The 22,002-nt window shown below is 63.4% G+C and carries 25 protein-coding genes and 1 pseudogene; 17 read left to right on the plus strand and 9 right to left on the minus strand.

What is annotated here, in order from left to right; genetic code table 11:
* Window positions 1-16 precede the first annotated feature (16 nt).
* Entirely contained in the window at window positions 17-1,540 is a 1,524-nt protein-coding gene (locus MnOB_RS23390) for a fumarate hydratase (protein ID WP_077526725.1), read from the minus strand.
* Window positions 1,541-1,754: 214 nt separating this feature from the next.
* On the opposite strand from MnOB_RS23390, the gene MnOB_RS23395 reads away from it, so the two are divergent.
* Genes MnOB_RS23395 through MnOB_RS23405 form a run of 3 tightly spaced genes read left to right on the plus strand, consistent with a single transcriptional unit; the run spans window position 1,755 to window position 4,621 of the window.
* Complete coding sequence (locus MnOB_RS23395; RefSeq protein ID WP_077526727.1) at window positions 1,755-2,882, plus strand: GGDEF domain-containing protein; 1,128 nt, start codon at window positions 1,755-1,757, stop codon at window positions 2,880-2,882.
* Window positions 2,875-3,816, plus strand: a complete 942-nt coding sequence (locus MnOB_RS23400) for an iron-sulfur-binding ferredoxin reductase (protein ID WP_077526729.1) — start codon at window positions 2,875-2,877, stop codon at window positions 3,814-3,816. Before MnOB_RS23395 ends, MnOB_RS23400 begins: the two co-directional genes overlap by 8 nt.
* A gap of 31 nt (window positions 3,817-3,847) precedes the next feature.
* Window positions 3,848-4,621, plus strand: a complete 774-nt coding sequence (locus MnOB_RS23405) for an enoyl-CoA hydratase (protein WP_077526731.1) — start codon at window positions 3,848-3,850, stop codon at window positions 4,619-4,621.
* A gap of 185 nt (window positions 4,622-4,806) precedes the next feature.
* On the opposite strand, the gene pyk is transcribed toward MnOB_RS23405, so the two are convergent.
* Entirely contained in the window at window positions 4,807-6,258 is a 1,452-nt protein-coding gene (gene pyk / locus MnOB_RS23410; protein ID WP_077526733.1) for a pyruvate kinase, read from the minus strand.
* 110 nt (window positions 6,259-6,368) lie between these two features.
* The gene (locus MnOB_RS23415; protein WP_077526735.1) at window positions 6,369-7,172 is read right to left on the minus strand and encodes a tetratricopeptide repeat protein; all 804 of its coding nucleotides are present in this window, start codon (window positions 7,170-7,172) and stop codon (window positions 6,369-6,371) included.
* A gap of 169 nt (window positions 7,173-7,341) precedes the next feature.
* Between MnOB_RS23415 and MnOB_RS23420 the strand changes: the two genes are divergently transcribed.
* From MnOB_RS23420 to MnOB_RS23430, 3 genes are all read left to right on the plus strand, one after another.
* Window positions 7,342-7,713, plus strand: coding sequence for a tetratricopeptide repeat protein (locus MnOB_RS23420; protein WP_077526737.1), 372 nt, complete (start codon window positions 7,342-7,344; stop codon window positions 7,711-7,713).
* Between the two features lie 83 nt (window positions 7,714-7,796).
* The gene (locus MnOB_RS23425; RefSeq protein WP_077526739.1) at window positions 7,797-8,219 is read left to right on the plus strand and encodes a DUF4124 domain-containing protein; all 423 of its coding nucleotides are present in this window, start codon (window positions 7,797-7,799) and stop codon (window positions 8,217-8,219) included.
* A gap of 60 nt (window positions 8,220-8,279) precedes the next feature.
* A complete protein-coding gene (locus tag MnOB_RS23430) occupies window positions 8,280-8,639 on the plus strand; it encodes a PilZ domain-containing protein (protein WP_077526741.1) in 360 nt (119 codons plus the stop codon).
* Between the two features lie 101 nt (window positions 8,640-8,740).
* Here the strand turns inward: MnOB_RS23430 and MnOB_RS23435 are convergent, their stop codons facing one another.
* Together MnOB_RS23435 and MnOB_RS23440 are read right to left on the minus strand one after the other, a co-directional pair.
* Complete coding sequence (locus MnOB_RS23435) at window positions 8,741-9,244, minus strand: L,D-transpeptidase family protein (protein ID WP_077526743.1); 504 nt, start codon at window positions 9,242-9,244, stop codon at window positions 8,741-8,743.
* A 42-nt stretch (window positions 9,245-9,286) separates the two neighbouring features.
* Window positions 9,287-9,841 (minus strand): NUDIX hydrolase, encoded by a 555-nt coding sequence (locus MnOB_RS23440; RefSeq protein ID WP_077526745.1) that lies wholly within the window; start codon window positions 9,839-9,841, stop codon window positions 9,287-9,289.
* Window positions 9,842-10,010: 169 nt separating this feature from the next.
* Between MnOB_RS23440 and MnOB_RS23445 the strand changes: the two genes are divergently transcribed.
* Genes MnOB_RS23445 through MnOB_RS23465 form a run of 5 tightly spaced genes read left to right on the plus strand, consistent with a single transcriptional unit; the run spans window position 10,011 to window position 13,337 of the window.
* Window positions 10,011-10,613, plus strand: coding sequence for a CoA pyrophosphatase (locus MnOB_RS23445; RefSeq protein WP_077526746.1), 603 nt, complete (start codon window positions 10,011-10,013; stop codon window positions 10,611-10,613).
* A gap of 21 nt (window positions 10,614-10,634) precedes the next feature.
* On the plus strand, window positions 10,635-11,159 hold the full coding sequence (locus MnOB_RS23450) for a gamma carbonic anhydrase family protein (protein WP_077526748.1): 525 nt from the start codon (window positions 10,635-10,637) through the stop codon (window positions 11,157-11,159).
* Window positions 11,159-11,368, plus strand: coding sequence for a DUF1289 domain-containing protein (locus tag MnOB_RS23455; protein WP_179060379.1), 210 nt, complete (start codon window positions 11,159-11,161; stop codon window positions 11,366-11,368). Before MnOB_RS23450 ends, MnOB_RS23455 begins: the two co-directional genes overlap by 1 nt.
* Window positions 11,369-11,385: 17 nt before the next feature.
* Window positions 11,386-12,567: a formate-dependent phosphoribosylglycinamide formyltransferase gene (purT, locus tag MnOB_RS23460; protein ID WP_077526752.1), complete on the plus strand. Its 1,182-nt coding sequence runs from the start codon at window positions 11,386-11,388 to the stop codon at window positions 12,565-12,567.
* Entirely contained in the window at window positions 12,564-13,337 is a 774-nt protein-coding gene (locus tag MnOB_RS23465) for an SGNH/GDSL hydrolase family protein (RefSeq protein WP_077526754.1), read from the plus strand. Before purT ends, MnOB_RS23465 begins: the two co-directional genes overlap by 4 nt.
* Window positions 13,338-13,395: 58 nt before the next feature.
* Here MnOB_RS23465 and MnOB_RS23470 read toward each other — a convergent pair.
* Window positions 13,396-14,076: pseudogene (locus tag MnOB_RS23470) on the minus strand (transporter associated domain-containing protein); the annotation flags it as partial.
* Between the two features lie 151 nt (window positions 14,077-14,227).
* Entirely contained in the window at window positions 14,228-15,028 is an 801-nt protein-coding gene (locus tag MnOB_RS23475; RefSeq protein ID WP_077526757.1) for a cytochrome C assembly family protein, read from the minus strand.
* 156 nt (window positions 15,029-15,184) lie between these two features.
* On the opposite strand from MnOB_RS23475, the gene ffh reads away from it, so the two are divergent.
* The 6 genes from ffh to MnOB_RS23505 all read left to right on the plus strand — a co-directional run bounded on the left by ffh (window position 15,185) and on the right by MnOB_RS23505 (window position 19,271).
* Complete coding sequence (gene ffh / locus MnOB_RS23480; protein WP_077526758.1) at window positions 15,185-16,558, plus strand: signal recognition particle protein; 1,374 nt, start codon at window positions 15,185-15,187, stop codon at window positions 16,556-16,558.
* Window positions 16,559-16,694: 136 nt separating this feature from the next.
* Complete coding sequence (gene rpsP, locus MnOB_RS23485; RefSeq protein ID WP_069085410.1) at window positions 16,695-16,946, plus strand: 30S ribosomal protein S16; 252 nt, start codon at window positions 16,695-16,697, stop codon at window positions 16,944-16,946.
* An 8-nt stretch (window positions 16,947-16,954) separates the two neighbouring features.
* Window positions 16,955-17,491, plus strand: coding sequence for a ribosome maturation factor RimM (gene rimM, locus MnOB_RS23490; protein ID WP_077526759.1), 537 nt, complete (start codon window positions 16,955-16,957; stop codon window positions 17,489-17,491).
* Window positions 17,492-17,500: 9 nt separating this feature from the next.
* Window positions 17,501-18,253: a tRNA (guanosine(37)-N1)-methyltransferase TrmD gene (trmD, locus tag MnOB_RS23495; protein ID WP_077526760.1), complete on the plus strand. Its 753-nt coding sequence runs from the start codon at window positions 17,501-17,503 to the stop codon at window positions 18,251-18,253.
* Window positions 18,254-18,297: 44 nt separating this feature from the next.
* Complete coding sequence (gene rplS / locus MnOB_RS23500; protein ID WP_077526761.1) at window positions 18,298-18,648, plus strand: 50S ribosomal protein L19; 351 nt, start codon at window positions 18,298-18,300, stop codon at window positions 18,646-18,648.
* A 194-nt stretch (window positions 18,649-18,842) separates the two neighbouring features.
* Window positions 18,843-19,271, plus strand: coding sequence for an acyl-CoA thioesterase (locus MnOB_RS23505; protein ID WP_077526762.1), 429 nt, complete (start codon window positions 18,843-18,845; stop codon window positions 19,269-19,271).
* A 45-nt stretch (window positions 19,272-19,316) separates the two neighbouring features.
* Here MnOB_RS23505 and MnOB_RS23510 read toward each other — a convergent pair whose 3' ends face one another.
* Complete coding sequence (locus MnOB_RS23510; protein WP_077526763.1) at window positions 19,317-19,997, minus strand: cyclic di-GMP-binding domain-containing protein, MshE-related; 681 nt, start codon at window positions 19,995-19,997, stop codon at window positions 19,317-19,319.
* Window positions 19,998-20,092: 95 nt separating this feature from the next.
* Complete coding sequence (locus MnOB_RS23515; RefSeq protein ID WP_077526764.1) at window positions 20,093-21,931, minus strand: cation:proton antiporter; 1,839 nt, start codon at window positions 21,929-21,931, stop codon at window positions 20,093-20,095.
* Window positions 21,932-22,002: the final 71 nt, after the last annotated feature.

Consider the following 22,002-nt stretch of genomic DNA (forward strand, 5'->3'; position numbering starts at 1 on the left):
ATGGGGCGATGAAGGCTTACTTCACTTCCACCGCCAGGTTCTCGGCGATCTTCTGTTGCCAGATTGCCGGGCCGGTGATGTGTACCGACTCGCCGTTGGTGTCGACGGCGACGGTGACCGGCATGTCCTTCACGTCGAACTCGTAGATGGCTTCCATACCGAGTTCGGCGAAGGCCAGGACCTTGGACTTCTTGATCGCCTGGGCCACCAGGTAGGCGGCACCGCCGACGGCCATCAGGTAGACGGCCTTGTTGTCCTTGATCGCATCGATCGCGATCGGACCACGCTCGGACTTGCCGATCATGCCCAGCAGGCCAGTCTGCTCGAGAATCTGGCGAGTGAACTTGTCCATACGGGTCGCGGTGGTCGGGCCAGCCGGGCCAACCACTTCGTCGCCAACCGGATCGACCGGGCCGACGTAGTAGATGAAGCGGCCTTTCAGGTCCACCGGCAGCTCTTCGCCCTTGTTCAGCATGTCGACCATGCGCTTGTGCGCAGCGTCGCGGCCGGTGAGCATCTTGCCGTTGAGCAGGATGGTCTCGCCCGGCTTCCAGCTCTGCACTTCTTCCGGGGTGATCGTGTCGAGGTCGACGCGGCGCGCGGACGGGCCGGCTTCCCAGACGATTTCCGGGTAGGCGTCCAGCGGCGGGGCTTCCAGTTCAGCCGGGCCGGAGCCGTCGAGCACGAAGTGGGCGTGACGGGTAGCGGCGCAGTTGGGGATCATGCAGACCGGCAGCGAGGCGGCGTGGGTCGGGTAGTCCATGATCTTCACGTCGAGCACGGTGGTCAGGCCGCCCAGGCCCTGGGCGCCGATGCCCAGCTGGTTGACCTTCTCGAACAGCTCGAGGCGCATTTCCTCGATCTTGTTCTGCGGACCGCGGGCCTTCAGCTCGTGGATGTCGATTTCGTCCATCAGGACTTCCTTCGCCATCACCGCGGCCTTCTCGGCGGTACCGCCGATGCCGATGCCGAGCATGCCCGGCGGGCACCAGCCGGCGCCCATGGTCGGGACGGTCTTCAGTACCCAGTCGACGATGGAGTCGGACGGGTTGAGCATGGCCATCTTCGACTTGTTCTCGGAGCCGCCGCCCTTGGCCGCCACGTCCACTTCCACGGTGTTGCCGGGAACGATGGAGTAGTGGATGACCGCCGGGGTGTTGTCCTTGGTGTTCTTACGGGCGCCCGCCGGGTCGGCCAGGATGGAGGCGCGCAGGACGTTCTCCGGCAGGTTGTAGGCGCGACGCACGCCCTCGTTGATCATGTCGTCCACGCTCATGGTGGCGCCATCCCAGCGCACGTCCATGCCGACGCGGACGAACACGGTGACGATACCGGTGTCCTGGCAGATCGGGCGGTGGCCGGTGGCGCACATGCGCGAGTTGATCAGGATCTGCGCCATGGAATCGCGCGCGGCGGGCGATTCTTCACGCAGATAGGCCTCATGCATGGCCTGGATGAAATCCACGGGATGGTAGTAGGAGATGAACTGCAGGGCGTCGGCGACACTCTGGATCAGATCATCTTGCTTGATCACGGTCATGTGGGCGCTCCTCTTGGAGGGAACATCAGGGAAGCGCCGGACCACGACCCGGCGCGCGAGGCTAAAAAAGGCGCGGCAGTATAGCGCGTGGCGCTAGTCGGGCACAGTCGCCGGTAGTCGACCTTGGTCGGTTGTCGGACACATCCTACAGGCTAGGAAATTTGTGATCACAGGCGTACATTGAAGGCATGGTGCCATTACGGGAAGGAGCCCCATGAGCCCATCCAGCCAGCGGGTCAGCCATAGAGCCTTGCAGAGTCTGCTGCTGAAGCGCTTCGGAATGGCTGTGGCTACCTACTCGATGGTCCTGCTCTTGTGCTGGGTTGCGATGATCGGTGGCTTGTTCCGGGTTTCTCCGAACACCGCCCTGATCGGCACCGGCCTTGTCGCCTCGTCCCAGCTCGCGCTGTTCTGGCTGTTCCTCAGCGGACACAACCTGCGTTTCTCCGACCCCAGCCTGACGGAACCCCAGGTGCTGCTCGCACTGGTCTGGAGCACCTGGCTGATGTCCATGGTCGACAACGCGCGGGGCACCCTGTTGACCGTCTACGTGCTGATCATGATGTTCGGCGTGTTCCAGCTGAAGCCCAGGGTCTTCGCCCGTTGCGCAGCAATCGGCTTCTTCGCGTTCGCGGGTCTCAACCTGTACGAGGCCTACCAGATGCAATTGGCCGATCCGGCCCTGGCGCTGCTGCAGGTTTGCGTGCTGTTCGTGCTGATGGTCTGGCTGAGCCTGTTCGCCAGTTATGTCCAGGCGCTGCGCCAGCGCATGCGTCAACGCCGCTTCGCCCTGCAGGCGCACCAGGACACCCTGCGTGGAATGATGCGCCAGCTGGAGGACCTGGTCGCCACCGACGAACTGACCGGGCTGTTCAACCGCCGTCATTTCCTGCGCCTGGCCAGCCGCGAACTGGACAGTCTGACGTCGAACCGCCAGCACGGACTGGCACTGATCGACCTCGACCATTTCAAACGCATCAATGATGTTCACGGCCACGCCGCCGGTGACCGGGTGCTGCAGACCTTCGCCGCCGTGGCGCGGGCCTGCCTGCGCGATGGCGACGTGTTGGCACGCTACGGTGGCGAGGAGTTCGTCCTGCTGCTGCCCAACTGCGATGCGGACCGCCTGACCGCCTGCTGCGAGCGCCTGCGTCAGGCCTTCGAGCAGGCTGAGCCGGTGGGCGTGCAGGTGGAACGGTTGAGCCTGTCGGCGGGCATGACTTTGCTGACGGCCGGCGATGATCTGGATGATGCGTTGCAGCGTGCTGATCAGGCACTCTATCGGGCGAAGCGCGGCGGACGTAACCGTTGCGATGCCGCCTGGGAGGGCCTGGGTGCCTGAACTCGAAGTTGCCGGAAAACGTTGGAACGTAGCCCCCGCTAGCAACCTGCTGGACGCCCTGAACGCCGGCGGCTGCAACGTGCCTTTCAGTTGTCGCGCCGGCAGTTGCCACGCCTGCCTGGTGCGCTGCCTGTCCGGTGAACCAGCGGATGCCCGGCCCGAAGCGCTGGACAGCGTCCAGCGTGCCGAGGGTTGGCGGTTGTCCTGCCAGTGCCTGGTGGTGCAGGACCTGGTAGTCGAGGTGTTCGACCCGGCGCGCGATGGCGTGGAAGCCGAAGTCGTTAGCGTCGACTGGCCGGGCCCGGATGTCCTGCGCCTGCGACTCGTGCCATCGCGGCCACTGCGTTACAGCGCCGGCCAGCACCTCCTGCTGTGGAATGACGAGGGCGTCGCCCGGCCTTATTCCCTGGCCAGCCTGCCAGGTTTCGATGACTTCCTCGAATTCCACCTGGATTGCCGCAAGCCTGGACTGTTCAGCGACAGGGCCCGGCGTCTGGTTCCGGGCGACAGGCTGCGCCTGGGCGAGCTGCATGGCGGCGCGCTGCACTATGAACCGGCCTGGGACACCCGGCCGCTGTTGTTCCTTGCCGCAGGCACCGGACTGGCGCCGCTTTGGGGGCTGCTGCGGGAAGCGCTGCGGAATCATCATCAGGGCCCCATCCGCATCATTCATCTGGCCCATGACGCCGGCGGACATTATCTGGCCAAATCCCTCGCCGAGCTGGCTGCAACCCATTCCGGGCTTGTCGTCCAACTGATCACGCCGGCCGAGTTGCCAGAGGTTTTGGCGCAATTCCGTCTTGTTTCGCGGCAAACCATCGCCTTACTCTGCGGCCACCCCGCCAGCGTCGAAGAGTTCGCGCGCCGGCTTTATCTGGCCGGCCTGCCCCGTAATCAGCTGCTGGCCGATACTTTCCTGACCCGCGAAACCTGAGCCGCGGGCCAACACCAATCGAGGAGTTGCCATGAGCGAGCACATTCTGGTCGAGCGCGAGCAGGGCCTGCTGACGCTGCGCATGAACCGCCCGGACAAGAAGAACGCCCTGACCCGCGCCATGTACAGCGGCATGGCCGAAGTGCTGGATGCCGCGCGGGACGACGCTGGCGTACGGGCAGTGCTGATCACCGGCAGCGAAGAGTGCTTCACCAGCGGCAACGACATTGTGGACTTTCTGCAGGAACCGCCGAGCGGGATGGACAGCCCGGTGTTCCAGTTCATGCGCGCGCTGTTCGACTTTCCCAAGCCGGTGGTGGCGGCGGTAAGTGGTCCGGCGGTAGGGATCGGCACTACCCTGCTGCTGCACTGCGATCTGGTCTTCGTGAGCTGCGATGCGAAGCTGAAGATGCCGTTCGTCAGCCTTGGCCTGTGCCCCGAGTTCGGTTCCAGCCTGATCCTGCCGCGCCTGCTCGGTCATGCGAAGGCGGCTGAGCTGCTGCTGTTGGGCGAAGGTTTCACCGGTGAGCAGGCTGCCAACTGGGGCATCGCCAACGCTGCCCTGGAAAATGGTGCTGCGACCCTGGCCCGCGCTCGCGAGGCCGCGCTGCGATTCCTCGACCTGGCGCCTTCGGCCCTGATCGCGAGCAAGCGCCTGATGCAGGCACCGGGCCGCGAGGAATTGCGTCGGGTGATCTCGGAAGAGGGCGAACTGTTCAGCCAGCGCCTGCGTTCGCCTGAGGCGGTCGAAGCGCTGTCGGCCTTCACCCAGCGTCGCAAGCCGGATTTTTCGAAGTTTGTTTGAGGCTGCTCGAACCGCTGTAGGGGAATAGATGCTGTAGGGGCGAATTTATTCGCCAAGGGCAGCTCGGCTGCCCCCTTCGGCTTCTCAGGGCAGACCTTCGGCCTGCTTGGCGAATGAATTCGCCCCTACAGGGAACGCCAAATAAAAAGCCGCCCCGAAGGGCGGCTTTTTCGTTCCAGGCCAGGTCAGACCAGCAGGTCGCCGACGTGGAGGATCTTCATGGTGTTGGTGCCGCCCTGGGTGGTGTAGCTGTCACCCTTGGTCAGGATCACCCAGTCGCCCTTGGTCACCACGCCGCGTTGCAGCAGTTCGTCCACGGCCATCTGGCTGACTTTCTCCGGCGGCAGCGCGGCGGCGTCGAAGGGGATGGTCTCCACGCCACGGAACAGTGCCACGCGGGCCTGGGTTTCGCGGTGCGGCGAGTAGGCGAAGATCGGCACCGAGGAACGGATGCGCGACATGATCAGCGGGGTGTAGCCGCTTTCGGTCAGGCAGATGATGGCCTTGATGCCCGGGAAATGGTTGGCGGTGTACATCGACGCCAGGGCGATGCTCTCGTCGCAGCGGTCGAAGGTCTGGCCGACGCGGTGGTGAGAGCGGCGGGTGTCCGGGTGTTTCTCGGCGCCCTGGCAGATGCGCGCCATGGCCTGTACGGCCTCGACCGGGTATTCGCCGGCGGCGCTTTCGGCCGACAGCATCACGGCGTCGGTGTAGTCGAGCACGGCGTTGGCTACGTCCGAGACTTCGGCGCGGGTCGGCATCGGGCTGTGGATCATCGACTCCATCATCTGGGTCGCGGTGATCACGGCTTTGTTGTAGCGGCGGGCGTGCAGGATGATTTTCTTCTGGATGCCCACCAGTTCGGCGTCGCCGATTTCCACGCCGAGGTCGCCACGGGCCACCATGACGGCGTCGCTGGCGCGGATCAGGCCGTCCAGGGCCTCGTCGTCAGCTACCGCTTCGGCGCGTTCGATCTTGGCCACCAGCCAGGCCTTGCCACCGGCTTCGTCGCGCAGGCGGCGGGCCAGTTCCATATCGGCGGCATCGCGGGGGAAGGAAACGGCCAGGTAGTCCAGGTCCATTTCCGCAGCTAGTTTGATATCGGCCTTGTCCTTGGCGGTCAGCGCCGGCGCGGTCAGGCCGCCGCCGCGACGGTTGATGCCCTTGTGGTCGGACAGCGGGCCGCCGATCAGCACGGTGCAGTGCAGCTCGTCAGCGGTGCTGGCGTCGACGCGCATCACCACGCGACCGTCGTCCAGCAGCAGCTCGTCGCCGACGCCGCAGTCCTTGATCAGGTCCGGGTAGTCGATGCCCACCACTTCCTGGGTGCCGGCGTCACGCGGATGGGTGACGGAGAAGCGGAAGCTGTCGCCTTCCTTCAGTTCGATGCGTTTGTTGGCGAACTTGGCGATGCGGATCTTCGGGCCTTGCAGGTCGCCGAGCAGGGCGACGAAGCGGCCATGCTTGGCGGCCAGTTCGCGGACCAGGCGGGCGCGCGCCTTGTGTTCCTCGGGGCTGCCATGGGAGAAGTTCAGGCGGGCGACGTTCAGGCCCGCGATGATCAGTTGCTCCAAAACCTCCGGGGAGTTGCTGGCCGGGCCGAGGGTTGCGACGATTTTGGTACGGCGGAAAGGCATGCGAAGACTCCATTTTTCAAGCAGAGCGCGAGGCTACTACGCGAGAAAACTGTAGTCATTGTTCCTGTGCACTACCCGCTGAATTGTTTCAGGTGGGGCGCTGGCCGGTGCTAGGGGCGGTTCTGGTTGAGGGCCTGGTCGAGGTGGCGAGAAGCCTTGTTGGCCAGGTCGCTATTGGGAAACTGCACCAGCAGCCGACGGAAATAGCCGATCGCCTTGTCGCGACTGGCGTGGGGATTGTCCGGCGCCAGGTACATCAATCCCAGCTGATAGAGCGCCTTCTCCTTGATGTCCGGCTGTACGTGAGCATCGGACAGCGCCAGCAGGTAGAGCTCTTCGGCTTCGGCCACGCGGTCCTTGAGTACGGCGCGACGCGAAAGCAGGGTCATGTCCGGGTCCAGTCCCGGCTTGTAGAGGTCCAGGTTGTTGCTCGGCTGCCAGGTGGCGAGGAGTTCGCGGGAGCTCTTCTGCACCGGCTCCCCGGCGCGTTGGCGGATGACCAGGATGCGCGCTTCAGCGCGCTGGGCCGCGCGGCTGCTGGGAAACTCGTCGAGGACCCGTTCCAGGTAGCTCAATGCCTTGGCATCGTCCCGTTGTTCGTTGTAGCGGCTCATGTAGATGAGGCCGATCTGGTACAGGGTGATGGCGCGAACGTCGTCGCTGAACTTGTCGTCGCGGTAGCCAACCAGATACAGCTCTTCCGCCTCGGGGCTCTTCGCGTCGCGGATGGCCATGGCGCTGTAGGTCAGCAGATCGCCTTCTTCTTCCACCGCCGCGGCCATTCGCTTGCTCTTCATGGTCTTGTACTCCACCACTTCGTTGGTGGTGACCTGGGCAATGAACAGCGGGGTGGTGGGCGAACAGGCGCCCAGCAGCAGGCACAGGGCGAGGAGGGCGGGGCGCGTGGAATGCATGGCGGGACCGAGTGCTTGGGCGACGTCCGCAGTCTAGCAGTGGCCGCTTGCCATCCGAGGGGCGCGCCAGCAGGACCAATCGGAGGTTATGCTTTGCACTGCTCGTTCGCCCAGCGGCCTGAAGAAGCGGCGCTCCCCGCCGATATCCCGTGGGACGGAGGAATTATCCATGCGAACCCTGATCATCCTGACCCTGCTGGCGGCCGTGGGCGGTTGCACCCGCTGGTCCCTCGATCATCACCTGAACAACGCCTATCGCTCCTATGAGAGGGGGAATTGCGAAGACGTGATGCTCGAACTGTCCAAGGCCGAGCGCAAGAGCCGCTCCCGCCAGTACCTGCAGCCGGAAATCTCCTTGCTTCGTGGCCAGTGCCTGGAACGCCAGAGCCTGTTCGTCGATGCGGCGCAGACCTACCAGTTCATCATTGCCCGCTATCCCGCCAGCGAGTACGCCTACCGGGCCAAGGCCCGCCTGGAGACCCTGCAGCAGCTCGGCCGCCTCACCGGCAGTTCTGCCAAGGCCAGCGTCGCACCGCTCTGACCCGTAACCCGGCCGTCGGTCGTTGCCAGCTTGAGCTGGGCCCGGCCGGGGCTAAGCTGAGCGTCAATCCGAGGAACGCTGGAATGCGCCACCTGCTGTGCTGTCTGTTGCTGGTTCCGGCCATTGCCGGTGCAGAGATCTATCGCTGGACTGATGCCCAAGGACAGGTGCATTTCAGCGAGACACCCAGGGAGGGTGCCGAGCCGGTCTCGGTGAAGCCCCAGGTGATTGAGCGCGACCAGGCGACTCGTGAACGCGAAGCGCGCACTGAGAAAGTCTTCGATGCGCGCCGCCAGGAACAGGCTGCCGCAGCTGATCGGGCCACGGAGGCGCGGGCGCGGCAACAGAAGGTGTGCAGCAGGTTGCGTTCGCAGCAGGACAATTTGAATCACGGCGGACCGTTCTACCGGCTCGACGAGCGTGGCGAGCGCCAGTACTACACTGATGAACAGATCGATACCTACCGTCGCAAGCTTGGCGAGAGCATCTCCCGCGATTGCAATTGAAGGTTGGTCTGGGGTTACAACGAGTTCATACTGAAGTGCCACCAATAGCGATTTGATATCATGCCTACCAAGCGCCATATCGAACGCCATCAGCTGCCTTATTACCTGAAGGTGTTCAATCGAATCACCGACAAGCCCATGGGTTACCTGGGCAATGTTTCCATGGACGGCCTGATGTTGATCAGCCAGCTGCCCATGCTGGTGGGCGCGCGCTTCGATATGCAGTTGAAAATTCCGGGCAAGGATGGGCAGCTGCACTTCATCGATTTCTACGCCACCTGCCAGTGGTGCCACGAGGATGTGACGCCTGGCCACTACGATTCCGGCTTCTCGCTGGTGGCGCCTCCGTCGGAATACGCCGACTTGATTGACGCCCTGCGTTTCTATTTCAGCTTTCGCCCTTTGGCCGCCTCGGCCTGAGTCTGCCTGAAAAAAGCTTCCAGCCCGCGTCAGGTTTTTCCTGACTCCTGCAAGAAAAATGAAAAAGGCGCCAGATGGCGCCTTTTTCGCAGTAGATCGGTTCAGGGACGGATTTCGATCAGCGTCCCGTCCTTCACGAGGCTCCATATTTCGCGCATGTCCGTGTTCTTCATGGCGATGCAGCCTTCAGTCCAGTCCAGGCTGTGGAAATACCATTCAGGGTATTCCTCATCCAGCGGTGTACCGTGAATCATGATCATGCCGCCCGGCGTCACCCCCTTGTCCCGGGCCTTCGCTGCGTCGCGGGCGTTGGGGTAGGAGATGTGCATGGACAGGTTGAACTTGTCGCTGGTCTTGCGCCAGTCGATCCAGTAGTAGCCTTCTGGGGTGCGCTGGTCCCCTTCGCGCAGCTTCGGGCCAAGCGGTTGCTTGCCAAGCGAGATGCGGTACGACTTGAGAATGTCGCCGCGATTCATCAGCAATAGTTTGCGCTCCGATTTCACCACCAGGACCTTGTCGATGGATTTATCAGCCATCGTCGGCGTGGTGCTCGCCTGGGCGAGAGCGGCAAGGCTCATGGAAAGTACGACTAGCAACCAGCGCATCGGCACAGCAACCCCACAGTGTTCAAGTCAGCAGATTAGTGGTCAGGCTTTTTTGTAGTAGGCCAGCAACGGAGCGAGTGGCTCGTTGCGCACCGGGAAGACCTGCCCGGCGCGGTCGGCGAAGTAGCATTCTAAGGTACGGCCCACGGTCGGGAAAGCCAGCTCCGACCAGGGAATATCCCGCTCGTGGAACAGACGCACCTCCAGGCTTTCGTCACCGGCGGCGAAGTCCAGATCCACCAGCTCGGCGCGGAAGAAGGTGTACACCTGACTGATGTGCGGCAGGTCGAACAGCGTATAGAGGTTGAGATTGCGTACCCGCGCGCAGGCTTCTTCAAGTGTTTCGCGGGTGGCGGCCTGTTCCATCGTCTCGCCGTTTTCCATGAAGCCGGCGGGCAGGGTCCAGTAGCCCTTGCGCGGATCGATGGCGCGGCGGCAGAGCAGCACCTGCTCGCCCCAAACCGGCAGGCAGCCGGCGACGATACGTGGGTTCTGGTAGTGGATCGTGTGGCAGCTGTCGCACACGTAGCGCAGGCGGTTGTCTCCGTCGGGGATGCGCTGGGCGACCGGGCCGCCGCACTGGCTGCAGTATTTCATCGTGGATCCTCAGGGGCAGGCGCTCATCTTGGCGCGGCACGGTGTCGCACGGCAAGCGGGGTACCGGGCAAACCAAAGGTGGTGAATGGTGCGACCTGTCGGCGTGGGACTTGGGCGGTCCCGACGTTCATGCCATGATGCCCGGCAGTCGAGAACAACGAGAAAATCCATGCTGGATGACCTGCTCCGTCGTGTGCAGAGCTACTCCCCGAGAACCCTGGAAACCGATCACGACTTCCCTGAAGCGGCGGTGCTGGTGCCCATCACGCGCAGCGACGAGCCCGAGCTTGTCCTGACCCTGCGCGCCAGTGGCCTGTCCACCCACGGCGGCGAGGTGGCCTTTCCCGGTGGTCGTCGCGACCCCGAGGATGCGGACCTGATCCAGACTGCACTGCGCGAAGCGGAGGAAGAAGTGGGTCTGCCACCAGGGTTGGTGGAAGTCATCGGCCCGTTGAGCACTCTGGTTTCCCGCCATGGCATCAAGGTCACGCCGTATGTCGGGCTGGTCCCGGACTTCGTCCAGTACAAGGCCAACGATGGCGAGATCGACTCGGTCTTCAGCGTGCCGCTGGCGTTCTTCCGCGACGATCCGCGGCAAGTGACCCACCGCATCGATTACCTCGGCCGCAGCTGGTACGTCCCCAGTTATCAGTACGGCGAATACAAGATCTGGGGCCTGACGGCGATCATGGTCATCGAGCTGGTCAACCTGGTCTATGACGCCGGCATCGACATGACCCGCGCCCCCGCGAGCTTCATAAAACTCAAATAAGCCCCGTTCGAGGAGCGCCTGATGAAATACCGCCTTGGAACCGCCCAGGTCGAAACCCATCCCGACAGCTGGACCGCCCCCACTGCCACCCTGGTGGGCAAGGTGCGCCTGGATGCCGGTGCCAGCGTCTGGTTCGGCGCCGTACTGCGCGGCGATAACGAGCTGATCCACATCGGTGAGAACAGCAACGTCCAGGACGGCACCGTGATGCATACCGACATGGGCTATCCGCTGAACATCGGCCACTCCGTCACCATCGGCCACAACGCCATGCTGCACGGCTGCTCGGTGGGTGACTTCAGCCTCATCGGCATCAATGCCGTGGTGCTCAACGGCGCGAAGATCGGCAAGTACTGCATCATCGGCGCCAATGCACTGATCCCCGAAGGCAAGGAGATTCCCGACGGCTCATTGGTCATGGGCTCTCCCGGCAAGGTGGTGCGTGAGCTGACCGAGCAACAGAAGAAGATGCTCGAAGCCAGTGCCGCCCACTACGTACACAACGCCCAGCGCTACGCCCGCGACTTGGCCGAGCAGGACGACTGATGGACGCCGAACGCCCCGTCCGCTCGCCCTGCGTGCAGGTCTGCGTGCTGGACGACCACGACATCTGCGGTGGTTGCCAGCGCACCGCCGACGAAATCACCCGCTGGGGCCGCATGGACAACGCCGAACGCCGCGAAGTCCTGGCTCGATGTTTCGAACGCGCCAAGGCCAGCGGCCTGTTCATCAGCTCTCCGTCCCAGGCTTCTTGACTCCCCGAGGAAACGACATGCCCCGTATTGGAACCCCCTTGTCGCCCAGCGCGACCCGTGTACTGCTGTGCGGCTCCGGCGAGCTCGGCAAGGAGGTGGTGATCGAACTGCAGCGCCTCGGCTGTGAAGTGATCGCCGTCGACCGCTACGCCGACGCCCCGGCCATGCAGGTGGCGCATCGCAGCCACGTGATCAGCATGCTGGACGGTGCGGCCCTGCGCGCCGTGATCGAGCAGGAGAAGCCGCATTACATCGTGCCGGAGATCGAGGCTATCGCCACCGCGACCCTGGTGGAGCTGGAAGCCGAAGGCTTTACCGTGGTGCCGACCGCCCGCGCGGCCCAGCTGACGATGAACCGGGAAGGTATCCGCCGTCTTGCCGCCGAAGAACTGGGCGTGCCCACCTCGCCCTATCATTTCGCCGATACCTTCGAGGACTACAGCGCGGCGGTGGCCAGCGTCGGCTACCCCTGCGTCGTCAAGCCGATCATGAGTTCCTCTGGCAAGGGCCAGTCGGTGCTCAAGTCCGACGCCGACCTGAAGGCCGCCTGGGACTACGCCCAGGAAGGCGGTCGCGCCGGCAAGGGACGGGTCATCGTCGAAGGCTTCATCGACTTCGATTACGAAATCACCCTGCTCACCGTGCGCCACATCGGCGGTACCAGCTTCTGCGCCCCCATCGGCCATCGCCAGGTGAAGGGTGACTACCACGAATCCTGGCAGCCCCAGGTCATGAATCCGAAGGCCTTGGCCGAGTCTGAGCGCATCGCCCACGCGGTGACCGAAGCTCTGGGTGGTCGCGGTCTGTTCGGCGTGGAGCTGTTCATCAAGGGCGACCAGGTGTGGTTCAGCGAGGTTTCGCCGCGTCCCCACGACACCGGCCTGGTGACGCTGATTTCCCAGGACCTCTCCGAATTCGCCCTGCACGCACGGGCCATCCTCGGCCTGCCGATCCCGGCCATCCGCCAGACAGGTCCGTCCGCCTCGGCGGTGATACTGGTGGAAGGCACGTCCAGTCAGGTCAGCTTCGGCAACCTGGGCGCGGCGCTCAGCGAGCCGGATACCGCGCTGCGTCTGTTCGGCAAACCGGAAGTGGATGGTCAGCGCCGTATGGGTGTTGCCCTGGCGCGGGACGAGTCCACCGATCTGGCGCGGGCCAAGGCGACCCGTTCCGCGCAGGCGGTCGACGTCAAGCTGTGATGCGCCTGGCCACGTGGTGCTGGTGGGTTGCCGCGCTGCCGCTGCTACCCCTGGCACTGCCCATGGCCATGCATACCCGCCGTACCGCACTGCGCCTGGCGCCCGCCGCCGGGCCGGAGCGGGGGCTTGCAGGGAGCGAACTGGAAGGCGAGCCCCTGCGACTTCTATTGATTGGTGAATCCACCGTTGCCGGAGTCGGCGCTTCCTGCCTGGACTTCGCCCTGGCCGGCCAACTGGCCTCGGCCCTGGCCATGCGCCTGCGGCGCCCCGTGGCCTGGCGTGCCTGCGGCGAGAACGGCATCACGGCGGGCGAGGCCCTGGAGCGGCTGCTGCCGCAGGTAGCGGATGAACCTGTCGACCTGGTGCTGCTGGTCTTTGGCGTCAACGACACCACCCATTTCAGCTCCAGCCGCAGTTGGCAGGAGGCCCTGAAGGGAATGGCGCAGCATTTCGTCGGGCGTGGTGCGCAGGTCGCGCTGGCCGGCGTGCCGCCGCTGCAGCATTTCACTGCATTGCCCTGGCTGTTGCGCCAGTTGCTCGGCTGGCGCGCCAGCTTGCTGGATAGCCAACTACGGGCGCTGGCGGAGCGTGAGGGTATTGCCTGCTGTGCCACCCGCCTGGAGATGCGCCCGGAGTTCCTGGCGCTGGATGGCTACCATCCGTCTCCACTTGGCTATCGCGTCTGGGGCGAGTCGCTGGCGGACTGGTTCATCGCATCGGTTCAGTCGACCCTGGAGACGGAAGATCTGGCGCTCGATCTGAGCGCATGAGGCCGGGGCGGCTATCGCGCTTTTCTTCGGGCTTGGAACGGCCAGCGTATGGTGGCGATCAGGCCTTCGGCGTAAGCCCGGCGCGCCAGGCGAGCACGCGCTGCACGCGGTTTTCGCCGGATTGGAGAATTTCCAGGCGATAAGGGCCGACCTTCAGGCACACGCTGGAGTCGGGAATTTGTTCCAGGGCTTCGGTGATCAGGCCATTGAGGGTCTTCGGCCCATCACAGGGCAGGTGCCAGCCGAGCACCCGGTTGAGTTCGCGCAGGTGTAGCGATCCGTCCAGCTCATAGCGGCCGTCCTCGCGGGACTGGATGCCCGGGTTGGGAGCGAAGTCTTCCAGGCTGCCGAACTCACCCACCAGCTCCTGGAAGATGTCTTCCAGGCTGACCAGGCCCACCACGTCGCCGTACTCGTCGACCACGATGCCAAGGCGGCGCTTCTGCTTCTGGAAGTTCACCAGTTGCGTCAGTAGCGGCGTGCTTTCCGGGACGAAATAGGTCTCGCGGCTCACTGCCATCAGCTGCTCGGCGGTGGTCGGACCTTCGGTCAGCAGGCGCGGCAGCTGGCGCAGATGGAGGATGCCTTCGATCTGGTTGATGTCTTCGCGGTACAGCGGCAGGCGAGTGTGGGTGGCGTTCTGCAGCTGGGCGAGGAGTTCGTCCTGCGAAGCGTCCAGGTCGATCCCCTGGATCTCGCTGCGGGGAATCATGATGGAGCTGATGGTGACCTGTTGCAGGGCTTCGGTCACCGCCACTGGCAAGCGTGACTGCGGCTGGATCTCCACGCCATGGTGACGGCGTGTGGTCAGCCAGGCGACCACCGCGCCGGCTACCAGGGAGAGGGTGATTCCAAGGAGAAGGCCGGCGAGCAGTCCGTGCATGGGATCGTCAGACGTGGAGGATGAATTCGCGGACCAGCTTGCTGCCGAAATACGCCAGCATCAACAGGCAAAAGCCCGCCAGGGTCCAGCGAATGGCCTTGTGCCCGCGCCAGCCGAGCTGGTGGCGGCCCCACAGCAGCACGCCGAACACGACCCAGGCGATGCAGGACAGGATGGTCTTGTGCGCCAGGTGCTGGGCGAACAGGTTGTCCACGAACACCCAGCCGGAGATCAGCGACAGCGACAGCAGGCACCAGCCGGCACTCAGGAAACCGAACAGCAGGCTTTCCATGGTTTGCAGGGCGGGGAAGTTCTTGATCAGCCCGGAAGGGTGCTTGTGCTTGAGCTGATGGTCCTGCAGCAACAGCAGCAGGGCCTGGAAAACCGCCATGGTCAGCAGGCCGTAGGCCAGGATCGACAGCAGGATATGCGCGAGGATGCCTGGCTGCTCATTGATGGCCTGGGACGTGCCGCCCGGTACCAGCGCCGCCGCAAGCACCGTCAGGGCGCCGAGCGGTAACAGCAGGAGCAGCAGGTTCTCGATGGGAATCCGTGCAACCGCCACTATGGTCAGCAGGATCACCGCGGCGGCGATCAGGCTGGCAGCGTTGAAGAAGTCCAGGTAGAGCCCGGCAGGGGTCAGGAGCTGGAAGAAGAGAGCAGTGCAATGGGCGAGCAGGGCCAGGCCGCTGCCGAGGATCAGCAGGCGTTTATCCGGCGTGGTGCGCTGGCTGAGGCGAAAGCCCTGATAGCCAGTGGTGCCCATATAGAGGAATGTAGCCAGGAGGCTGGGCAGCAGAGGGTGCATAAGTCCTTGTAAGGCAAGCCCGAAAGGCAGTGAGTGTGGCATACAAGGCTTGACGGTGAAAGACCGCTGGCGGTGTCGGCGACGCCGACTCTTCGTTATACTCCGCCGCCTGCCGCAAGCTCAGCCGGGGCTCATGAGAGCCCGAAAGGAACGCGCATGTTTGAAAACCTAACCGACCGCCTCTCACAGACGCTGCGCCATGTCACCGGCAAGGCCAAGCTGACCGAGGACAACATCAAGGACACCCTGCGCGAGGTGCGCATGGCCCTGCTCGAAGCCGACGTCGCCCTCCCGGTGGTGAAAGACTTCGTCGCCAAGATCAAGGATCGAGCGGTCGGTACCGAGGTTTCCAAGAGCCTGACCCCAGGCCAGGCCTTTGTGAAGATCGTCCAGGCCGAACTGGTCGAGCTGATGGGCGCCGCCAACGAGGACCTGGCGCTGAACTCGGCACCTCCGGCGGTCATCCTGATGGCGGGCCTGCAGGGTGCGGGCAAGACCACCACGGTGGGCAAGCTGGCGCGCTTCCTCAAGGAGCGCAAGAAGAAAACGGTGCTGGTGGTTTCCGCGGACGTTTACCGCCCGGCGGCCATCAAGCAGCTGGAAACCCTGGCCAACGACATCGACGTCACCTTCTTCCCCTCCGACACCAGCCAGAAGCCGGTGGCGATTGCCCAGGCGGCGATCCAGGAAGCAAAGCTGAAGTTCATCGACGTCGTGATCGTCGACACCGCGGGTCGCCTGCACGTCGACACCGAGATGATGGACGAGATCAAGCAGGTTCACGCCGCCATCAAGCCGGTGGAAACCCTGTTCGTGGTCGATGCCATGACTGGCCAGGACGCTGCCAATACCGCCAAGGCCTTCAACGATGCCCTGCCGCTGACCGGCGTGGTGCTGACCAAGGTCGACGGTGACGCCCGTGGCGGTGCCGCGCTTTCGGTACGCGCCATCACCGGCAAGCCGATCAAGTTCCTCGGCATGGGCGAGAAGACCGAAGCTCTCGACCCCTTCCACCCGGATCGTGTTGCCTCGCGCATCCTCGGCATGGGTGACGTACTCAGCCTGATCGAGCAGGCCGAGCAGAATATGGATCGCGAGAAGGCCGAGAAGCTCGCGAAGAAGATCAAGAAGGGCAAGGGCTTCGACCTCGAAGACTTCCGTGACCAGCTGCAACAGATGAAGAACATGGGCGGCCTCGGCGGCCTGATGGACAAGCTGCCCATGCTCGGTGGCGTCAACCTGGCGCAGATGGGCAACGCGCAGAACGCCGCAGAAAAGCAGTTCAAGCAGATGGAGGCGATCATCAACTCCATGACGCCTGCGGAGCGTCGCGATCCTGAAGTGATCAGCGGCTCGCGCAAGCGCCGCATCGCGCTGGGCTCTGGCACCCAGGTGCAGGACGTCGGCCGTCTCATCAAGCAGCACAAGCAGATGCAGAAAATGATGAAGAAGGTCACCGCTAAAGGTGGCATGGCCAAGATGATGCGCGGCATGGGCAGCATGTTCCCCGGCGGCATGCCGAAGATGTGAGCTCAGGCCGCCGATCGGTAGCCGCCAAAAAGAGATTTGCAATCGGCCGCATAATCCTTAGAATATGCGGCCTTTCGGGCCCATGGCCCATGTGTGTGCACAGCTTGAAAAGCACCGACTATAGGAACGAAGTTCAATGGTAACCATCCGTCTTGCCCGTGGCGGCTCCAAGAAGCGCCCCTTCTACCACCTGACCGTGACCAACAGCCGCAATGCGCGCGATGGTCGCTTCGTTGAGCGCGTTGGCTTCTTCAACCCGGTTGCTCAGGGTGCCGAAGTCAAGCTCTCCGTAAATCAGGAGCGCGTCAGCTACTGGCTGAGCCAGGGCGCCCAGCCGTCTGAGCGCGTTGCTCAGCTGCTGAAGGAAGCTGCCAAGGCTGCTGCCTAAGCATCTTTATGAGCACGACGCCGGCCCCCGCCGATGAACTGATCGTTCTTGGCAAGATTTTCTCGGTGCATGGCGTACGTGGCGAGGTGAAGGTCTATTCCTTCACCGATCCGCTGGATAACGTGCTCGATTACCGCCGTTGGACGCTCAAGCGTGACAACGAGGTAAAGCAGGTCGAAGTCGCCAGCGGACGTGTGCACGGCAAGGTCCTGGTAGTAAGGCTGAAAGGGTTGGACGACCGCGAGGTTGCCCGGACCTACGCAGGTTTCGAAATCTGCGTGCCCGTCAGCGAACTGCCGGATCTCGACGATGACGAGTTCTACTGGCACCAGTTGGAAGGTCTCAACGTGATCAACCAGGACGAGCAACTGCTCGGCCGAATCGATCATTTGCTGGAGACCGGTGCCAACGACGTGATGGTGGTCAAGCCCTGCGCTGGCAGCCTTGATGATCGTGAGCGCCTACTGCCCTATACGGAGCAGTGCGTGTTGTCGATCGATCTGGACGCCGGCGAAATGAGGGTGGAATGGGACGTTGATTTCTAAGGGCCTGACATGAAAAGCATGCAGGTCGAAGTTATCAGCATCTTTCCCGAGATGTTCGCTGCCATCAGCGAGTACGGCATCACCAGTCGTGCGGTGAAGCAAGGGCTGCTCAAGCTCAATTGCTGGAATCCGCGGAGCTTCACCGAAGACCGCCACCAGACGGTGGATGACCGGCCCTTCGGCGGCGGCCCCGGCATGGTGATGAAGATCCAGCCCCTGGAACGGGCCCTGGCAGCAGCCAAGGCAGCGACGGGGGAGAAGGCGAAGGTGATCTACCTCTCGCCGCAGGGGCGCAAGCTTGAGCAGGCGGCCGTGCGCGAGCTGGCGAATGAGGAAGCATTGATCCTCATTGCTGGTCGTTACGAAGGCATCGACGAACGCTTCATTGAGGAGCACGTCGATGAGGAATGGTCGATTGGCGACTACGTCCTGTCCGGCGGTGAGCTGCCGGCCATGGTGCTGATCGATGCGGTGACGCGGTTGCTGCCCGGTGCGTTGGGCCACGCGGACTCCGCCGAGGAGGACTCCTTTACGGACGGCCTGCTCGATTGCCCGCATTACACCCGACCGGAGATGTATGCAGGCAAACGTGTTCCCGAGGTGCTGCTCAGCGGCAACCACGAACACATCCGGCGATGGCGTTTGCAGCAGGCGCTTGGGCGCACCTGGGAACGTCGGGTCGATCTTCTGGATTGCCGCTCGCTTTCTGGAGAAGAGAAAAAGCTGCTGGAGGAATACATCCGCCAGCGGAACGATAGTTAACGTATCGATGGCACGCCCAGAAGGCCTGTCTTAGGAGCATAGCGATGACCAACAAAATCATTCAGCAGATCGAAGCTGAACAAATGAACAAAGAGATTCCGGCTTTCGCCCCGGGCGACACCGTAATCGTTCAAGTGAAAGTGAAGGAAGGCGACCGTGCTCGTCTGCAGGCCTTCGAAGGTGTGGTCATCGCCAAGCGTAACCGCGGCCTGAACAGCGCTTTCACCGTACGTAAGATCTCCAACGGCGTAGGCGTTGAGCGTACTTTCCAGACCTACTCCCCGCTGGTTGACAGCCTGAGCGTCAAGCGCCGCGGCGACGTGCGCAAAGCCAAGCTGTACTACCTCCGCGACCTGTCCGGCAAGGCAGCTCGTATCAAGGAAAAGCTGGCCTAATCGCCGAGCTTTCCCGAAAAACCCGCCCAGGTTCGCCTCGGCGGGTTTTTTCTTGCCTGTGTGCAGGGGATAATCCGCACCCCCGCTGGCAGCGCCAGTCGGGAGTTTTCCTGCCTATCCGGCAGCGCATAGAAGAATGACAAGAGTCGCGGCACGAGTGGCAGCCACATAGATTCGATTCAGGTAGTAGTGGCATGACCCCGAGAGAGCAAGAGATCGCCCGCCGGACCGAGCTGTCCGAGAGCCGGGTAACCAAGGCGGTGTTCCCGCCCAGCACCAACCATCACAACACCCTGTTCGGTGGCACCGCACTGGCCTGGATGGACGAAGTGTCCTTTATCGCTGCCACGCGCTTCTGCCGCTTGCCACTGGTGACCGTATCCAGCGACCGCATCGACTTCAAGCATCCGATCCCGGCGGGCTCCATCGTCGAGTTGGTCGGGCGCGTGGTGAAAGTCGGCAATACGAGCCTCAAGGTGGAAGTCGAGGTCTTCGTCGAGGACATGTACTGCGCGACCCGCGAGAAGGCCATCACCGGCCTGTTCAGTTTCGTCGCCATCGACGGGGAGAAGCGTCCAGTGCAGGTTCTGCCGGATTACCCCCAGGCCGCCAGCGCCGCATGAATGCAAAAGGCACCCATCGGGTGCCTTTTTTCGTAGCTCGCCGGTTCAGTGACGCATGCTGATCTTCAGGGATGCCTGTGACAGATCGATGTTGTTCAGGGTCAGGCTGCCGAAACTCTGGTCGCGAGGTGCGCCGGCCACGCGGATATTCTCGAAACGCAACTCGCCGATCGAACTGGGCAAACGCAGGTTCACCGAGCCATCCGCGTTGACCGTCGAGGTCATCTTGCTGGTGTCGTAGGCCACGTCCTTCATCGACGTCTCTGCATCCAGGCCATCCAGCACCGGCATTACCAGTCGCGCCAGTTGCTTCACTGCGCCCAGGCCATCGCCTTGCTCCGCTTGCAGGAACAGACCCTGCAATACATCGTCCAGGCCCTGGGCGCTGACGCTGCTCATCTCCAGGTCGCTCAGCGGGCGCAGGCCCTGCGGTGTTTCCTGGCGGCTGATGCTGGCAGGTGGCTGCAGGCGCTGAATATCGGCGCTGGCCATCTGGAAGGGACTCATCAATGCAGCCACGAGGGTGGCCGCCAGACGCAGATTGCTCTGTTTCTTCAGGGCCTTGGTCAGTTGCTTCTGGGTTAGCAGGCCTTGCGCTATCAGTACTTCACCCAGCCGCATCTTGCTGGTGAGTTGCATCTTGATCGCGGCATCCAACTGCTGGGAGGTGATCAGACCCTTGTTAATGAGGATCTGCCCCAGGCGGGAGTTCATTTGGTTGGCCATGTTCCGGTACCAGCGGTGGGTGATAGCAAGATGAAATCATCCACGGCCAGTCCGATCCTGTCACCAGACTAAGGATAGGCTGGCCACGCCGCCCGTCAGTGTGTTTGCACCAGAGTGCGATCAGCGGTAACACCGGGTTGCACTTCGGTTTCGATCAGGGACACCAGGGTCCAGTCCTTTTCGGGAACGAAGTCCGGCGGGTTGCCGGTCAGGTGCACCCAGCCGCGTGGGTCTCGCGCCAGCAGCAAGGTCGCGCGGTTGCCGTGTAGTGCCTGGTATTCCTCCCAGCCGAACGCGGCAGTCAGGGTGGTGGTACGAACGTCGGCGCCCTTGGCCAGGTAGCTGGCGAACTGCGGGAAGGTCAGCGCCTGGTTGCCCAGGGGCCGCCCGCGGACCGTTTCGCTGGCGCGGTGTTTTTCACTGCGCCGACTTTCATGGCCGCTGGGCAGGGTGAAGCGGCGCTGGGCACTGAAGTCATGGCGGAAGTGCATGCAGGCCAGGGCGTTGAGTTCACTGGATGGCGACAGGGCCAGCAGGTGGCCGAGGCCCACCAGGTCGAGGTGTGCCTCGGCATGTTGCGATGTGGGATTGCCGAAGTAGGTGGGCAAGTTGTCCATGCGGGCGGCGCGAATGTTCTCCCAGCTGGAGTCAGTGAGCAGCACGCGGCTGCCGAGGTTCTGCAGCGCCTTGCCGACCTCGCGGGCGACAGGATTGGCGCCGATGATGAGAAAGCCCGAAGGGGCCGGTTCGGCGACCTTCAGCAGCCGAGCCAGCGGACGCGCGGTCGCGCTTTGCAGTACCACGGTGCCGATGATCACCAGGAAGGTCAGGGGAACCAGCAACATCGCCTGCGCGTGACCGGCCTCGATCAGGCGCAGGGAGAAAATGGCCGACACCGCAGCTGCGACTATCCCGCGCGGAGCGATCCACGCCAGCAGCGCGCGTTCCCGCCAGTTGAGGCTCGACCCCCAGGTGCTGACCGCGATATTGAGTGGCCGTGCGATGAACTGGATCACTGCCAGCAACAGCAGGGTCGCCGGCCCCAAGGCGACCAGGGCGGAAAAGTCCAGGCGTGCGGCCAAGAGGATGAACAGCCCGGAAATCAGCAGCACGCTGAGGTTTTCCTTGAAGTGCAGGATCTGCCGCACATCCACGCCACGCATGTTGGCCAGCCCCATGCCCATCACCGTCACCGCCAACAGACCCGACTCATGCACCAGCAGGTTGGCACTGATGAACACCCCGAGCACCGCCGCGAGGGCTGCAAGGTTCTGCAGGTACTCCGGCAGCCAGTGGCGGCGCATCGCCACGCCGAACAGCCAGCCGCCCGCAGCGCCCAGCAGGCAACCGCAGGCGATGACACTGGCGAAGGTGGAAAGGCTGGCGAGCCAGCCACCGTCTTCGCGGCTGACGATGAAGCTGAATACAACCACGGCCAGCAGAGCGCCGATGGGGTCGATGACGATGCCTTCCCAGCGCAGGATGTTGGCGATCGACGAGCGTGGGCGCACGACCCGCAGCATCGGCACGATCACTGTGGGCCCGGTGACCAGGGTCAGGGTGCCGAACAGCAGCGCCAGTTCCCAGGAAAAATCCAGCAGCCAATGCGTGGCGATCGCGATCACCGCCCATGTCAGCAGCGCGCCGACGGTCACCATTCGCCTTACCACGCTGCCGATCTCGCGCCATTCGGAGAAATGCAGGGTCAGGCTGCCCTCGAACAGGATCAGCGCCACCGACAGGGAAATCAGCGGGAACAGCAGCGGGCCGAACAGCGCTTCCGGGTCCAGCAGGCCGGTCACTGGGCCGCCAAGGATGCCGGCTACCAGCAGGAAGAGGATCGCCGGCAGGCGCAGGCGCCAGGCCAGCCACTGGCTGAACAGCGCTGCCGCGCCGATGCCGCCCAGGCCAAGCAGGATGTGGTGTTCGCTCATTGGAATTCCTTATCGGGGATGAATCGCCTACAGCGCTATGAAAGACTAGCGCCTCGTACAGTCAAGGCCGC

This window comes from Metapseudomonas resinovorans (assembly GCF_002003485.1).
GTDB classification, from domain to species: domain Bacteria; phylum Pseudomonadota; class Gammaproteobacteria; order Pseudomonadales; family Pseudomonadaceae; genus Metapseudomonas; species Metapseudomonas resinovorans_D.